The organism is Blastococcus saxobsidens DD2, assembly GCF_000284015.1.
GTDB lineage: Bacteria > Actinomycetota > Actinomycetes > Mycobacteriales > Geodermatophilaceae > Blastococcus > Blastococcus saxobsidens_A.
Genome location: NC_016943.1, coordinates 516,325 through 530,048 on the forward strand (window position 1 = coordinate 516,325; position 13,724 = coordinate 530,048).

A 13,724-nucleotide genomic window follows, 5' to 3' on the forward strand; every position below is an offset into this window, starting at 1 on the left:
GAGGCCCCCTTGTCGACGCATGCCCCGCTCCGCTCCCGCGGTTCCCGTGGTCGCCAGGTCCTGGCGACCTCCGGCCTCACCGCCGCCCTCGTGGTCGTCCCGGGCCTGGCGAGGGCCGAGGAGCCGGCGCTCCCGGGAGCGGTCCCGGTGCCCGTGGCAGAGGTGGTCGAGGAGGAGGTCGCGGACGCCGTCGGTGGCGGAGCGCTGCCCGGCACGGATTCGACGGCACCCGGCGGGACGGAGGAGCCGGCGCCCGCACCGTCGCCGGAGGTCCCCCCGGAGCTGGGCGCGGCGCTGCGGCAGCTGGCCGCGGCCCTCCGGCTCCCCGACGAGTGCGTGGACGGCATCTCGCAGAGCGTCGACCTGATCGTCGGCGGGCTGATCGCGATCCCGGCCGAGTTCGAGGCGCTGGTGGCCGAGCTGCGCGCCGCGCTCCAGGGCGCGGCCGCCGGCGGGGGGCCGGAGGGGCTCCCCGATCTCGCCGGGCAGCTGCGGCAGATCCTCGCGGGCGCGGCCGCCCCGGCCGTCGTGGCGGACTCGTCGATCGTCGAGGGGCTGGAGCTGCTCGCCGAGACCCTGCCGGCCTGCATGCCCACGCTGCCGGCCGCGCCTCCGGAGCCCCCGCAGCCGCCGGCGCCTCCGGCTCCCGCCCCGCCGGCCGCGCCAGCGCCGCAGCCGGTGGCGCAGCCGGTCGTCTACCCGGGCTACGCGCCGACGGGCGCCGACGACGACGGCGACGGCGACGCGCCGGCCGCCCTCGCCGGTGCGCTGGCGCTGCTGGCCGGCGCCGGCGCGGCCGCGTACCGGAGGCAGTGGCGTGCGGTTCGTTCGACGGATTGATCCCGGCGCCGTCGCCGGCGTCCTCGTCCTCCTGGCCGCGGCCGTGGCGGTGGTCCTCGTCGTCGGGGCACGCCCCGGTCCGGGAGTGCAGCCCGGCGCGGAGGTGGGCGAGGTCGCGGCCGCGGGGTCGATCGTCCCGACCGGCCTCGCCGTCCCCGCCATCGGCGTGGACGCCGAGGTCGAGTCCCGGGGCACCGTCCGGTACGAGAACCCCTTCACGGGGGAGGCCCTCGACGGCTACGGGGTCCCGGAGTCGATGGCCACCGCGTCGTGGTGGTCCGACGGACCGGCGCCGGGCTCCGGGCAGATGGCGGTCATCCTGGGACACCAGCAGTCCGGGGGCTCCGCGGTGTTCGACCGACTGCACGAACTGCGCGAGGGGGACGAGGTCGTCCTGCGCGACTCCGGCGGCGAGGTGCTCCACCTGACCGTGCTGGGCGCGCCCCGCACCGGGCTGAGCAAGGCGACCTCCGCGCTCGCGGACACGCTCAACGGGCACCCGGAGGGCGCCGACGTCGCGCTGGTGACCTGCGGTGGGGAGTTCGACGACCGCGCGGGCACGAGCACCGACAACACGGTGGTGTTCGCGACGGTCTCCGCCGCCCGGTAGTTCCGCGGGAGCTCGCGGCCCTGCTCAGGGCTGGGGGAGGAGCCCCGCGACCTCGCCGACGACCCAGACGGCGGGTGGCCGGATGCCGCTGTCGGGGAGGGTCCTCGGCAGCTCGGCGAGGGTGGTGCGGACGGTGCGCTGGGTGGGGGTGGAGCCGTCGCTGATGACGGCGACCGGGGTGCCGGGTGCGCGGCCGTGCTCGACGAGGGTGGCGGCGATGGCCGGTGCGGTGTCCACGCCCATGAGGACGACGACGGTGCCGCGGAGCCGGCCGAGGGCCGGCCAGTCGACGAGCGAGTCGGGGTGGCCGGGGGGCAGATGGCCGGAGACCACGACGAACTCGTGGGTGAGGCCGCGGTGGGTGACGGGGATGCCGGCCAGGGCGGGGACGGCGACGGCGCTGGTGATGCCGGGGACGACCTCGACGGGGATGCCGGCTGCCGCGCAGGCCTGGAGCTCCTCCATGCCGCGGCCGAAGACGAAGGGGTCGCCGCCCTTGAGGCGGACGACGCGGCGCCCGGCGCGGGCGTGGGTGACCAGCAGTTCGTTGATCCGCTCCTGGGCCATCGACCGGCCACGGGGCAGCTTCGACGCGTCGATGACCTCGACCTCGGGGGGCAACGAGGCCAGGAGCGCCTGGGGCCCGAGGTGGTCGGCGACGACGACGTCGGCGTGGGCGAGGGCCTGCCGGCCGCGCACGGTGATCAGCCCGGGGTCGCCGGGCCCACCGCCCACGAGCACCACGCTGCCGCCCGCGACGTGCCGGGCGGCGCGGTCGCCGACGGTGCCGTCGGTCAGCCCGGTGATGATCGCATCGCGGACGCCGATGGCGCGCTGCGGGTCGCCGCCGCCGTGCACGCCGATGACCAGGTCGCCCTGGCGGCCGATGGCCGGCGTCCACACGCTCGAGGCGGCGCGGTCGTCGGCCCGGGCGCAGAAGATGCGGGCCCGCTCGGCCTCCTCCGCCACGGCCGCGTTCGCCCCCGGGTCGTCGGTCGCCGCGATCGCGTACCAGGCGCCGTCGAGGTCGCCGGACCGGTAGGGGCGCCGCAGCCAGGTGATCCGCCCGGCCGCCGCGAGCGACTCCACCGCCGGGGTGACCTCCGGGCTCACCACGGTGACCCGGGCACGGGCCTCCAGCAGGCCGGCCACCCGCCGGTGCGCGACGCGGCCGCCGCCGACGACCACCACCAGGCGGTCGCGCAGCCGGAGGCCCACCGGGTAGACCGAGCCCGACTCCGGGGGGACCGGGGTGGCGTTCAGCGGATCTCCTCGGGGCCGGCGGGGACGGCCACCGCTGCGGAGCGGGGCCGAGCTGTCCCGCCCAGGATCGCAGCGAGGTCTGCGGCGACGGCGCGGGAGGTGTCCGGATCGCGGACGGCGACCCGCAGGTGGTCGGCGGTCAGGCCCGGGAAGGTCTCCCCGCGCCGCACCGCCCAGCCGGCCTCCCGCAGGGCCAGGGGTCACGTCCCCACTCTGGCAGGCGAGCGGGACACGCCCCCGTCGCGGTCATGGGACGGGTCGGAGAACGATGGGCGGCCTTCGACACGCACGCTGCCCGAGCTGCGGCGGATCACCTCCGGCTGCCCCCTCGCGCGCCCCCCTGCGGGGCACCGGCAGAGTGACCGCCGTGCGGGGACGGCGGAGTGCGAAGCTGCTCGACGCCGCCCTCGTCGTGGCCGGCGCGGTCGTCGTCGGCCTGCTGCTCGACCTGGCGGGGATGCCCACTCCGGCGCTGTTCGGCGGTCTCGCCGCCGGCCTGGTCCGGGCGCTGGCCGTCCGGAGCCCCGCGCGGGTGCCCGAGCCCGCCGGCATCGCCGCGCAGGCCGTCATCGGGGTGGCAGTGGGTGCGCTGGTCGAGCCGGGCGCGCTGCGGGCCGTGGCGGCGGACTGGTTGCCGGTCCTGCTGGTCACCCTCGGCACGCTCGCGCTGAGCCTGCTGGCGGGGTCGGCGCTGCAGCTGCACCGGGGGATCAGCCCGGTCACCGGTGCCTTCGCCATGATCGCCGGTGGGGCGGCGGGGATCGCGGTGATGGCGCGCGAACTCGGCGCCGACGAGCGGACGGTCGCCGTCCTGCAGTACCTGCGGGTGCTGCTCATCGTGCTGCTGATGCCGGTGGTCGCCACCACCGCCTACGGCGCCACCGCCGATGCGGGCATCGTCCCGGACAGTGGCGGGGCCGGCTGGGTCGCCGGTCTGGCGTTCACCGGGGCCTGCGCGGTCGCCGGCGTGGCCGGCGGGCGGCTGCTGCGGCTGCCGGTCGCCGCGCTGCTCGGCCCGCTCGTCGTCGCCGCGATCGTCGACCTCACCGGGCTCTCCGGGGGCGCGGAGGTGCCCGGCCTGCTGGAGGACGCCGCCTTCCTGGGGATCGGCCTGCAGGTGGGTGTCAGCTTCACCTGGGGCAGCCTGCGCGCCATCGGCGGGGTGCTCCCCGTCGCCCTGGGGATCACCACCGCGCTGATCGTGGCGTGCGCCGGGCTCGGCGTCCTGCTGGCCGGGGTCACCGGTGCCAGTGCGCTCGACGGCTACCTGGCGACGACACCCGGTGGCCTCAACGCCGTCCTCGCCACGGCCCGCGACTCGGGCGCCGACACGACCTTCGTGCTGTCGGTGCAGGTGCTGCGGCTGTTCGTGATGCTCTTCAGCGCGCCGCTGGTCGCCCGCTGGCTGCGGCGGTCGCGGCCCGGCTGAGCGTGCAGCGCTGCCCGAACCGCCGCGGCGGGCCTACTCTCGTGGACCGGCGCGCGAGCGGGAGGAGAGCGAACTGTCCGAGGAGATCGGGCCCGGGTCCGACACCGGCGACCAGGATGCGGTGCTGCTGTTCGTCGGCGGGCCCCTCGACGGCAGGGTGCAGATCCGGGCGGCGCGGCACGGCGACCCGCTGCCCACGGTGACCCACGTGCACCTGCACGGCGGGCCCAAGGTGGTGCACCGGTACGACCTGCAGGTCGTCGGTGAGCAGGCCGGGGTCTACCACCTGCGCCCGCCCGCCCAGAAGCTCACCCGCGAGGACCGGCTCGCCGACTGACGGCGGTCACCAGCCCTGCACGCGCCGCACCTCGGCGACCACCCGCTCGAACCGTGCGCGGTCCAGCGCGGCGCCCTCGCGCCGGACGGTGGCGGGGTCGAGGACCAGCAACCGGTCCAGCCGGACCTCGCTCGGCCGCCGCCGGGGATCCCAGGCGCCGGTGCCGATGTCGGTCCAGCGCCGCCCGTGCCGGGCCTCGTCGGCGGCGTCCCGGTCGTGGTCCTGGCTGCTGAGCATGAGCCCGACCAGCTCCTCCCCGCGGCGGCCGATGACCAGCACGGGGCGATCCTTGCCCCGGCCGTCGTTCTCGTCGTACGGCACCCACGCCCACACCACCTCACCCGGGTCGGGCCGGTCGTCGTCGTGCGGGCGGTAGGAGACGTCGACGGCGTCGCCTCGCGGTGCGGGGCGGGACCCGGCGGGCGCCCGGCGGCCGCGCGACAGGTGTCCGAGCAGGCGCCCCGCCAGCCGCGCCGCCGTCCGCCCGAGTCGTCGAGGTGCAGCCATGGGCAGCACCGTACGGACCCTTCCGGCCGGTGCCCGGACACGAATCGGTCACCCCGTGCCACATGTGACCCATCGACACCAATTGGTCACCGTGAGGGTTCGGTGCGCCGAAAGGGGGGCAACCATGGAGCCGCGGGGAGCGTCGCGGCTCCCCGGGAGAAGGGGGTCTCCATGACATCGGCAGAGCCGGCACGACCCGCCGTCCCGCGGGCACGTGAGGTGAAGGCGAGCGTGCTCGCCGCCTTCCAGCTGGTGGAGGACGCCCGGTACTTCGGCTCCGACCGCAGACCCCGCCGGGTGCGCGTGCGCGCGCTCGCCGAACGGGCGGTGGCCGACCGCAGGCTCGCCCGCGACCTGCGCGCCAGCTAGGCCGCGATCAGAGTTCCTCGGTCAGCGCGGCCCGCATCACGGCGTCGTCGGTGGGGATCGTGGTGTCCCGGCAGTGCTCGCGCAGCACCGTGCCGAACGAGGGGTAGGCCGAGCGGTCCACCCGGCGCTCGGGGTCCCACAGCCCCGACCGCATCACCGACTTCGGGCACTGGAAGTAGGCCCGCACCACCGACAGCACGAGCACCGACAGCGGCGGCTTGCCGAACTCGGTCAGGTCGACGTCGAGCTCGCCCGGGTCCACCACGGACGTCGTGCCGTAGACCCGCAGCGTCTCGTCGAACCCCGGCACGAAGAACATCAGCGCCGCCCGCGGGTTGGCGTCCAGGTTGTGCAGGCTGTCGATCCGGTTGTTGCCCAGCCGGTCGGGCAGTGCCAGCCGCCGCTCGTCCAGCACGTGCACGAAGCCGGGATCCCCGCCGCGCGGTGACACGTCCGGCCAGCCGTCGGCCGTCGCGGTGGCGAGGGTGGCGAACGGCGACAGCCCGATGAAGTCGCGGCAGTAGGCGTCGAGGGCGTGGATCTCCTTGTCGAGCACCCGCTGCGAGGGCGCGCGGTAGGCGGTCAGGGCGGCGGGGGCGGGATCCACGCCGAGACCGTAGTCGGCCCCGGCTAGCGTGGGCGACCGTGCCCGAGGTCTGGAGTTCCCCCGTCCGCTACGTGGAGTGCGATCAGCAGGGCGTCGTCTTCAACGCTCACTACCTGACCTGGGCCGACGAGGCCTCCAACGGGTGGTGGGCCGCCCACGGGCTGGCGTGGGACGAGCTGGTCGCCCGCCGCATCGACCCGGTGGTCAAGGCCAGCTCGCTGGAGTGGACGGCGTCCGCCCGCTGGGGCGACACCGTCACCGTGGACGCCGAGACGGAGAAGGTGGGCCGCACCAGCGTGACCGTGCGGTTCACCGTGCGCGTGGGCGAGCGGGTGTGCTGCGTCGTCCGCAACACCTACGTCGCCCTCGCGGACGGCCGCCCCACCCCCTGGCCGGACGACGTGCGGGCGCGGCTCACGGAGGGCTGAACCCGGCGCCCGGCGGCAGCAGCGGCAGCCCCTCCGGAGGCCCGGCCTCGATCAGCCGCCACAGCGCGTCGGTGTCGGCGTGCTCGGCGACGAGGTCGCCGAGCCGGTCCAGCCGGGCCTCGCGCACGGCGGCGAAGTCGGTGTCCGGCGCGGGCACGAACCGGCGGCCGGTGAGCCCGGCGACCTCGGTGAGGAAGGCCCGGCGGAACCCGTCGTTCTCCAGGGCCCCGTGCCAGGTGGTGCCGAACACCGATCCGGCCCGCGCCCCGTCCAGGAATGCCTCGGCGGCAGCCTCCCCGGCAAGGTCGACCGTCACCACGCCGTGGTGGATCTCGTAGCCGCGCACCCGGTGGCCGAGGGCGGTGCCCACCGGGCGGGCCAGCGTCTTCTCCGGGGCGAAGCGGACGTCGGTCGGCAGCAGCCCCAGCCCCGGCACCGTCCCGGCCCGCGACTCCACGTCGTCGGTGATGGTGCGGGCCAGCATCTGGTGCCCGCCGCAGATGCCGAGCACGGGCAGTCCGTCGGCCGCCCGCCGGGCCACGGCGTCGGCCAGGCCGGTCGAGCGCAGCCAGGCCAGGTCGGCCACCGTCGCCCGGCTGCCCGGCAGCACGACCAGGTCGGCGTCGGCGAGCTCCTCGGGGCGGGTGGCGTAGCGCACCAGCACACCCGGCTCGGCAGCCAGCGCGTCGAGGTCGGTGACGTTCGAGAGCCGGGGGAGCAGGGGGACGGAGACGCGCAGCACCTCCTCGCCGTGCGGCGGCCCGGCGCTCGCGGGCGTCCGTCCGATGCCGACGGAGTCCTCGACGTCGAGGTCGAGGCCGCCCAGCCAGGGCAGCACACCGAGGGTGGGCCGCCCGGTGAGCTCGCTCAGCCGGTCCAGGCCCGGGCGGAGCAGCCGGACGTCGCCCCGGAACTTGTTCACCAGGAAGCCGGCGACCAGCCGCTGGTCGGCCGGCGGCATGAGCGCGACGGTGCCGTGCAGAGCGGCGAAGACGCCGCCGCGGTCGATGTCGCCGACGACCAGCACCGGCAGCTCCGCCGCGGTGGCCAGGCCCATGTTGGCGATGTCGTCGGCCCGCAGGTTGATCTCGGTGGGGGAGCCGGCGCCCTCGCAGACGACGACGTCGAACCGGGCGCGCAGGTCGGCCAGACTGCCGAGGACCTGCTCGAGCAGCGCTGCCTTCATCGGCCGGTAGGACAGCGCCGTGACCTCGGCGACCGGCCGGCCCAGCACCACCACCTGGCTGGAGTCCTCGCCGCCCGGCTTCAGCAGTACCGGGTTCATGGCCGCCTCGGGCTGGACCCGGGCCGCGGCCGCCTGCATTCCCTGCGCCCGGCCGATCTCCGCGCCGTCGGCGGTGACCATGGAGTTGTTGCTCATGTTCTGCGCCTTGAACGGCGCCACCGAGACGCCCTGGCGCACCAGCCACCGGCAGATGCCGGCGGTGACCACGGACTTCCCGGCGTCGGAGGTGGTGCCGGCGACGAGCAGCGCGCCGCTCACACCGCCTCTCGGGGCAGGTCCCAGCCGGCCGTCTCCTGACCGGACAGCTCGGCGATCGCCACCATGATCCGGTCGGTGACCTCGCGGCGGGCCCGATTGCGGTTGGCCTGACCGCGGTGCTCGGGGAAGGTCAGCGGCTTGCCGAAGGTGATCGTGACGCGGTGCGGGCGCGGCCAGCTGGCGCCCACCGGCTGCACCCGGTCGGTGCCGTGCACCGCGACCGGGACGACGGGGCAGTCGGCGGTCAGCGCCAGCCAGGCCACGCCGGTCTTGCCGCGTGCCAGCCGGCCGTCCTTGGACCGGGTCCCCTCGGGGTAGAGGCCGAAGGCGGTCCCGTCCCGCAGGATGCCCAGGGCGGTGTCGAGGGCGGACTGCGCGGCCCGGTGGGTCTCCCGCTCGACGGGGTACGCGCCCAGCGCCGTGAACAGCGTGCGGGTGACCCAGCCGCTGAACCCCCGGCCGGTGAAGTACTCCGCCTTCGCCAGGTAGGCGACGCGGCGGGGCGCGGTCAGGGGGATGACGATGCTGTCGATGAAGGACAGGTGGTTGCTGGCGAGGATCACCGGTCGGTCGAGCGGCACGTTCTCGCGGCCGGTGATGTGCGGCCGGCACAGGACGAAGAACAGCGGCCGCAGCACGAAAGTGGCCAGGACGTAGAACATCGGGCTCCCTCCTCGGCGGCTCCGCGCCGCGGCGGCGGGCACCGCTGCTGCGGACGCCACGCGCTGCCCACGATCCTGCCCGAACCGGCGCGACGACCGGGCGGCGGCCCGAGGACCCGCCTCAGGGAAGCGGCCGCGCCGGGGGACAGGCGTCGCGCAGGATCCGCCCGACCTCGGCGGGCAGCGGGGCGTCGCCCGCGGCCGACCCGCTGATCGCCTGGGCGACGTCCCGGATCTTGCGGTGGGTGTGGCTGGAGATGTGGGCCAGCAGGTCGAACGCCGCCTGCTCGCCGCAGCCGACCAGCAGCATGAGGATGCCCTTGGCCTGCTCGATCGCCGCGCGGCTGGCCATGGCGGTCTTCAGCTGCGCCACCTCCGTCCGCAGGGACCGGACCTCCGCGTCGGGCCCGGGCGGGCGGCAGCCGGTGACGTCCAGGCACGTGCCCTCGACGGCGCGGACGTTCCCGGCGTCGTCCCGGGCCGGCTTCCCCTGCAGCACCACCACGCGCTCCGCTCCGCCGGGCCGCACCACCCGGGTCTCCAGCACGAACGCCTGGCCCGCGCCGCAGTCGGTCAGCGCGGCGAGGACCCGCCCGCCGTCGTCGGGGTGGTGGGCGGCGACCAGCGTCTCCGTGCACGGCGCGGTGACGGCCGGGTCCAGACCGAGCACGGCGTGCATCTGCGCGGACCACCACCAGGTGTCGGCCCGCGGGTCGTAGCGGTAGCGCCCGGCCGTGCCCGGCGCGGCGTCCGTGCGCCGGGGAACGGCGCAGGAGGGGTCCGGGCCGCCGACGGGAGAACGGCGGGTGGTCGACCGGGAACGGGCAAGGGTCGGTGACGACATGGTCGAACTCCTCGGCCGAGGCGTACCCGGCAGGGCAGGTCCACGGCGCCGCGGGCTCGACGAGGTGTCCACCGGCCCACCGGGCCGGCCGCTCCGATGGCAGGACCCTACGTCCGCGCTGCTCCCGTCGCAGCCCTGTGGCCCGCCGCTGCGGGGCGGTACCGCCCGGCTCCGCGACCGCGCACCGCGCGGACCGCCACGGCCAGCCCCGCGGCGGCGAGCCAGACGGCCCGGGACAGCCGCACCGCGCGGGGGATGTCCGCCGTCGCGGGTGCACGTCCGTTTCCCAGCGCGGGCCGGTCCTCCACCCGCGAGCCGTACACGTTCCGGCCGCCCAGCCGCAGCCCGAGCGCCCCTGCCAGGGAGGCCTCGCAGCGACCGGCGTTCGGGCTGGGGTGCGCGGCGCCGTCCCGCCGCAAGGCGCGCCACGCCCCGGCCGCCGAGCCGCCGGCCGGCGCGGCGCACGCCACCGTCAGCGCCGCGGTGAGCCGGGCGGGCACCCAGTTGGCGACGTCGTCGGCCCGCGCGGCCGCCCAGCCGAACCGGGCGTACCGCGGCGAGCGGTGGCCGACCATCGCGTCGAGGGTGTTGACCGCGCGGTAGCCGAGGAGGCCGGGCAGCCCGGCCAGCGCGGCCCAGAACAGCGGGGCGACGGCGGCGTCGGCGGTGTTCTCGGCGACCGACTCCACGGTCGCGCGGACGAGCCCCGCCTCGTCCAGAGCGCTGGGGTCCCGCCCGGCGAGGCTCGGCAGCATCGCCCGTGCGGCGTCCAGGTCGCCCGCCGCCAGGGCGTCGTGCATCCGGCCGGCCGTCCGGCCCAGGGACGTGCCACCCAGCACGGCCCAGGTGGCGGCCGCCGTGGTCACCGTGCGCAGGACCGGCCGCTGCCTGGTGCTCCGGTCGGCCGCGGCCCCCATCGCCGTCGTGCCGCCGACGAGCAGCGCCCAGTGGCCGGCGCCGGCCGGACGGGAATCGCGCCAGAGCCGGCGTTCGGCCGCCGCGGCGACGGTCCCGAACCCGGCCACCGGGTGCCCCCGCCGGGGGTCGGCCAGGGCGACGTCGGCCAGCACGCCGAGGGCCAGGCCCAGCGCGGTCGCCGGATCGGGGGCGGGGCGCGGCACGGCGTCATGGTGCCAAGCGCCCGGTGGCCGCTGCCGGGCCGGTCCGGCGTCCCTAGGATCGTGCGTCATGCGCCTGTTCGGCCGTTACGACGGCGTCGCCCGGCCGATCGTCACCTACGGCAGCAACCCGGTCCTGCACCGCCGCTGCGTGGAGGTGACCGCCTTCGACGACGGGCTCCGCCGGCTGGTGCTCGACATGTTCGCCAGCATGGAGGCCGCCGACGGGGTGGGGCTGGCGGCCAACCAGATCGGTGTGGACGCCCGGGTGTTCGTGATCGACTGCCCCGACGCCGAGGGTGCGGACGTCGTCGGCTACGTCGTGAACCCCTCGCTCACCGTCCTCGACCCGGTGGGCGAGGACCCGGCGGAGGAGGTCACCGAGGAGGGCTGCCTGTCGGTGCCCGGTCCCTACGCCGAGTTGCCGCGTGCCTTCCGGGCGCGCGTCGACGGGGTGGACCTGCACGGCGACCCGGTGTCGATCGAGGCGACCGGCATGGCGGCCCGCTGCCTCCAGCACGAGGTGGACCACCTGGACGGCACCGTCTACGTCGATCTCCTGCCGGAGGAGCAGCGGGAGCGGCTGCTCGCCGAGGCCGCCGGGCCGGGCGGCGACCTGCCCGCCTGACCGGGGTGCCGGCCCCAGCGACGGTGTGCGCGGATGTGCAGTTCGAGTCGGGCGGATTCAACTGGTCGACGCAACACCGGCTAGTTGATCATCAGACAATAGTCGAGCGAGTTCCTCGGCCGGAGTGTGGAAGCCGAGGGTCTTGCGAGGGCGGCCGTTGAGCTTGTCGGCGATGGCGTCCAGGTCGGCGGCGCTGTGCCCGGACAGGTCGGTGCCCTTGGGCAGGTACTGGCGCAGCAGGCCGTTGGTGTTCTCGTTGCTGCCGCGCTGCCAGGGGCTGTGCGGATCGCAGAAGTAGACCGGCAGGTCCGCGGCGATGGTGATCTCGGCGTGCCGGGCCAACTCGATGCCCTGGTCCCAGGTCAGCGTGCGGCGCAGCGCGACCGGCATGGTGGTGATCTTGGCGGTGATTGCGGCGGCGACGGCTTCGGCGCCGTGATCGGCTGGCAGATGCAGCAGCATGGTGAACCGGGTGGTGCGCTCGACCAGCGTGCCGACCGCCGAGCCGCTGTCCTTGCCGACCATCAGGTCGCCCTCCCAGTGTCCGGGCACCGCGCGGTCGGCGACCTCGGCGGGCCGCTCGGAGATCATCACCTTGTCCTTGATCCGCTCACGGCGGCCATCGGCTCGCCGCCGCGGCTTGCGCAGCGCCCGGCCGGTGCGCAGGCAGACGGCCAGCTCACGGCGCAGCGCACCCCGGCCTTGCACGTAGAGGGACTGGTAGATCGCCTCGTGGCTGATGCGCATGGACTCATCGTCGGGGAACGCCAGCCGCAGCCGATGACTGATCTGCTCCGGGCTCCACTGCAGGTGCTCGAGCTTGTCGGCCACCCAGTCGCGCAGCACCGGATGCTGGGTCAGCTTGGCCGGCTTGGGCCGGCGCGCCCGGGCCTCGGCGCGGGCCTGGGCGACCGATGCCTTGTAGCGGCCGGCCGGACGGCGCGTCAGACAGCCGCGAGCGAGTTCCCGGCTGATCGTCGAGGGGCTGCGCTCCAACCGCCGGGCGATCTCGCGGACGCCCAGACCGGCCGCCCGATCCGGCGCGATCTCCTCACGCTCACTGACGGACAGATAGCGGCCGTTGGGCTCGGCCAGCTGCACAGGGGGTATGCCGCCGGCCTCGACGAACCATCGCCGCCCGGTGCTGCCGGTGACCCCGACGGCTGCCGAGGCGTCCTCGGTCGAGGATCCCGCGGCGATCAGCTGCCAGAACCGCCGACGCACCTCCTGCGGCAGCGGTACATGTCCCGTTGCTCCCATCGACACCACCCCGTCTCATCGAGGTGTTGCGTCGACTCCTTGAACCCAAGTCGGTGGAACTGCGCACCAGCGCACATCGTCGGGGCGCGGGTGTGCCCGGCGGGCACGGGGTAGCGGGGGCAGCATGGCCCTCCCGCGGATTCTCGTCCTCGTGCTCGCCGGTGGTGCCGGCGGCCGCCTCGAACTGCTCACCGAGCAGCGGGCCAAGCCCGCCGTGCCGTTCGCGGGGATCTACCGGCTCATCGACTTCCCGCTGAGCAACTGCCAGAACTCCCAGATCGCCGACGTCTGGGTGTCGATCCAGTTCCACCCCACCTCGCTGCACGACCACCTGTCCAACGGCCGGCCGTGGGACCTCGACCGCACGGCCGGCGGGCTGCTGACCCTGCCGCCCTACAAGGGGACCGAGCGTGGCGGGTGGAACACCGGCACCGCCGATTCGCTGTGGCGGCAGGCGGCGCAGATCCGCGAGTTCGAGGCCGACGCGCTGGTCGTCGTCAGCGCCGACGCCGTCTACAAGCTCGACTACCGGGAGGTGGTCGAGGCCCATCTCGGTTCCGGCGCCGAGGTGACCATGGTGACCACGGAGGTGGCCGCCGACGACGCCCCGCGCTACGGCATCGTCGAGGTCGCCGACGGCGACCGGATCACCGGCTACGCCTACAAGCCCGACGACCCGGCGACGACGACGGCGACCAACGAGGTCTTCGTCTTCTCCCCGACCCCCACCCTCGACCGGCTGGAGGCGCTGAACTCCGAGGTGGGGGAGGAGGGGCTGGAGGACCTCGGCACCCACCTGCTGCCCGCGCAGACCGCCGACGGGTTCGCCCGCGCCTACCCGCTGGGCGGCTACTGGCGCGACGTCGGCACGATCCCGGCCTACTGGGATGCCCACCGGGAGTTCATCGCCGAGGAGCCGCCGCTGGACCTCGACGCCCCGCGGTGGCCGGTGCACACCCGGGGTGGCCGGCACAGCGCGGCGCGGGTGCTGAGCGGCTCGGTGGTCGAGGAGAGCCTGATCTCCGGTGGCACCCGGGTCGGCGGGGAGGTGCGCGGCTCGGTCATCTCGCCGGGCGTGGTCATCGAGCGGGGCGCGACCGTGGTCGACTCGGTGCTCCTGCCCGGCGTCCGGGTGCGCTCGGGCGCGACGGTGACCCGCGCGGTGCTCGACGACCGGGTCGAGGTGGGCGCGGACGCCTCCGTCGGCGGCGACGGGGAGATCACCCTCGTCGGCCGGGAGGCGCGGGTCGCCGACGGCACCGAGCTGGCGGCGGGCGCCCGGTACCCCGAGCCGGAGAAGTGAGGCCGGGAAGCGGCC

At 75.8% G+C, this 13,724-nt stretch carries 17 protein-coding genes; 8 read left to right on the forward strand and 9 right to left on the reverse strand.

Annotated elements, in window-relative coordinates; all coding sequences use genetic code 11:
- The first annotated feature begins 9 nt into the window (after positions 1-9).
- On the forward strand, positions 10-840 hold the full coding sequence (locus BLASA_RS24750; protein ID WP_014374405.1) for a hypothetical protein: 831 nt from the start codon (positions 10-12) through the stop codon (positions 838-840).
- A complete protein-coding gene (locus tag BLASA_RS24755) occupies positions 818-1,450 on the forward strand; it encodes a class F sortase (protein WP_014374406.1) in 633 nt (210 codons plus the stop codon). The genes BLASA_RS24750 and BLASA_RS24755 overlap by 23 nt, the downstream gene beginning before the upstream one ends.
- Positions 1,451-1,474: 24 nt before the next feature.
- On the opposite strand, the gene cobA is transcribed toward BLASA_RS24755, so the two are convergent.
- Both cobA and BLASA_RS25750 read right to left on the reverse strand, forming a co-directional pair.
- Positions 1,475-2,668, reverse strand: coding sequence for a uroporphyrinogen-III C-methyltransferase (gene cobA / locus BLASA_RS02400; protein WP_014374407.1), 1,194 nt, complete (start codon positions 2,666-2,668; stop codon positions 1,475-1,477).
- A gap of 41 nt (positions 2,669-2,709) precedes the next feature.
- On the reverse strand, positions 2,710-2,883 hold the full coding sequence (locus tag BLASA_RS25750) for an L-threonine O-3-phosphate decarboxylase (fragment) (RefSeq protein ID WP_014374408.1): 174 nt from the start codon (positions 2,881-2,883) through the stop codon (positions 2,710-2,712).
- A gap of 197 nt (positions 2,884-3,080) precedes the next feature.
- Here BLASA_RS25750 and BLASA_RS02405 point away from each other — a divergent pair, with 197 nt between their 5' ends.
- Positions 3,081-4,142 carry an AbrB family transcriptional regulator gene (locus tag BLASA_RS02405; protein WP_014374409.1) on the forward strand — a complete coding sequence of 354 codons (1,062 nt, stop codon included), beginning with the start codon at positions 3,081-3,083 and terminating at the stop codon, positions 4,140-4,142.
- Positions 4,143-4,263: 121 nt separating this feature from the next.
- Positions 4,264-4,479 carry a hypothetical protein gene (locus tag BLASA_RS02410; RefSeq protein ID WP_014374410.1) on the forward strand — a complete coding sequence of 72 codons (216 nt, stop codon included), beginning with the start codon at positions 4,264-4,266 and terminating at the stop codon, positions 4,477-4,479.
- Between the two features lie 6 nt (positions 4,480-4,485).
- On the opposite strand, the gene BLASA_RS02415 is transcribed toward BLASA_RS02410, so the two are convergent.
- Positions 4,486-4,986, reverse strand: a complete 501-nt coding sequence (locus BLASA_RS02415; RefSeq protein WP_014374411.1) for a type II toxin-antitoxin system PemK/MazF family toxin — start codon at positions 4,984-4,986, stop codon at positions 4,486-4,488.
- Between the two features lie 171 nt (positions 4,987-5,157).
- Here BLASA_RS02415 and BLASA_RS24765 point away from each other — a divergent pair, with 171 nt between their 5' ends.
- On the forward strand, positions 5,158-5,355 hold the full coding sequence (locus BLASA_RS24765) for a hypothetical protein (protein ID WP_166486456.1): 198 nt from the start codon (positions 5,158-5,160) through the stop codon (positions 5,353-5,355).
- Positions 5,356-5,362: 7 nt separating this feature from the next.
- Here BLASA_RS24765 and BLASA_RS02420 read toward each other — a convergent pair whose 3' ends face one another.
- Positions 5,363-5,962 carry an MSMEG_1061 family FMN-dependent PPOX-type flavoprotein gene (locus BLASA_RS02420; protein WP_014374414.1) on the reverse strand — a complete coding sequence of 200 codons (600 nt, stop codon included), beginning with the start codon at positions 5,960-5,962 and terminating at the stop codon, positions 5,363-5,365.
- A 38-nt stretch (positions 5,963-6,000) separates the two neighbouring features.
- Between BLASA_RS02420 and BLASA_RS02425 the strand changes: the two genes are divergently transcribed.
- Positions 6,001-6,390, forward strand: coding sequence for an acyl-CoA thioesterase (locus BLASA_RS02425; RefSeq protein WP_014374415.1), 390 nt, complete (start codon positions 6,001-6,003; stop codon positions 6,388-6,390).
- On the opposite strand, the gene BLASA_RS02430 is transcribed toward BLASA_RS02425, so the two are convergent.
- The 4 genes from BLASA_RS02430 to BLASA_RS02445 all read right to left on the reverse strand — a co-directional run bounded on the left by BLASA_RS02430 (position 6,377) and on the right by BLASA_RS02445 (position 10,521).
- Positions 6,377-7,894 (reverse strand): cobyric acid synthase, encoded by a 1,518-nt coding sequence (locus tag BLASA_RS02430; RefSeq protein ID WP_014374416.1) that lies wholly within the window; start codon positions 7,892-7,894, stop codon positions 6,377-6,379. The two genes, BLASA_RS02425 and BLASA_RS02430, sit on opposite strands and share 14 nt — an antisense overlap.
- The gene (locus BLASA_RS02435; RefSeq protein ID WP_014374417.1) at positions 7,891-8,556 is read right to left on the reverse strand and encodes a lysophospholipid acyltransferase family protein; all 666 of its coding nucleotides are present in this window, start codon (positions 8,554-8,556) and stop codon (positions 7,891-7,893) included. The genes BLASA_RS02430 and BLASA_RS02435 overlap by 4 nt, the downstream gene beginning before the upstream one ends.
- Positions 8,557-8,677: 121 nt before the next feature.
- Positions 8,678-9,400 carry an ANTAR domain-containing response regulator gene (locus BLASA_RS02440; RefSeq protein ID WP_014374418.1) on the reverse strand — a complete coding sequence of 241 codons (723 nt, stop codon included), beginning with the start codon at positions 9,398-9,400 and terminating at the stop codon, positions 8,678-8,680.
- Positions 9,401-9,507: 107 nt separating this feature from the next.
- A complete protein-coding gene (locus tag BLASA_RS02445; RefSeq protein ID WP_014374419.1) occupies positions 9,508-10,521 on the reverse strand; it encodes a cobalamin biosynthesis protein in 1,014 nt (337 codons plus the stop codon).
- Positions 10,522-10,588: 67 nt separating this feature from the next.
- On the opposite strand from BLASA_RS02445, the gene def reads away from it, so the two are divergent.
- A complete protein-coding gene (def, locus tag BLASA_RS02450; RefSeq protein WP_014374420.1) occupies positions 10,589-11,146 on the forward strand; it encodes a peptide deformylase in 558 nt (185 codons plus the stop codon).
- Between the two features lie 57 nt (positions 11,147-11,203).
- Here def and BLASA_RS02455 read toward each other — a convergent pair whose 3' ends face one another.
- A complete protein-coding gene (locus BLASA_RS02455; RefSeq protein ID WP_014374421.1) occupies positions 11,204-12,406 on the reverse strand; it encodes an IS30 family transposase in 1,203 nt (400 codons plus the stop codon).
- A 124-nt stretch (positions 12,407-12,530) separates the two neighbouring features.
- Here BLASA_RS02455 and BLASA_RS02460 point away from each other — a divergent pair, with 124 nt between their 5' ends.
- Complete coding sequence (locus BLASA_RS02460; RefSeq protein ID WP_014374422.1) at positions 12,531-13,709, forward strand: glucose-1-phosphate adenylyltransferase family protein; 1,179 nt, start codon at positions 12,531-12,533, stop codon at positions 13,707-13,709.
- Positions 13,710-13,724 lie beyond the last annotated feature (15 nt).

What these genes read in the sequence shown, in the direction of transcription:
- BLASA_RS24765 (WP_166486456.1), top strand. Translation starts at nt 5,158, where the DNA reads ATGACATCGGCAGAGCCGGCACGACCCGCCGTCCCGCGGGCACGTGAG.
- BLASA_RS02455 (WP_014374421.1), bottom strand. Translation starts at nt 12,406, where the DNA reads ATGGGAGCAACGGGACATGTACCGCTGCCGCAGGAGGTGCGTCGGCGG.
- BLASA_RS02440 (WP_014374418.1), bottom strand. Translation starts at nt 9,400, where the DNA reads ATGTCGTCACCGACCCTTGCCCGTTCCCGGTCGACCACCCGCCGTTCT.
- BLASA_RS02435 (WP_014374417.1), bottom strand. Translation starts at nt 8,556, where the DNA reads ATGTTCTACGTCCTGGCCACTTTCGTGCTGCGGCCGCTGTTCTTCGTC.
- def (WP_014374420.1), top strand. Translation starts at nt 10,589, where the DNA reads ATGCGCCTGTTCGGCCGTTACGACGGCGTCGCCCGGCCGATCGTCACC.
- BLASA_RS02415 (WP_014374411.1), bottom strand. Translation starts at nt 4,986, where the DNA reads ATGGCTGCACCTCGACGACTCGGGCGGACGGCGGCGCGGCTGGCGGGG.
- BLASA_RS02460 (WP_014374422.1), top strand. Translation starts at nt 12,531, where the DNA reads ATGGCCCTCCCGCGGATTCTCGTCCTCGTGCTCGCCGGTGGTGCCGGC.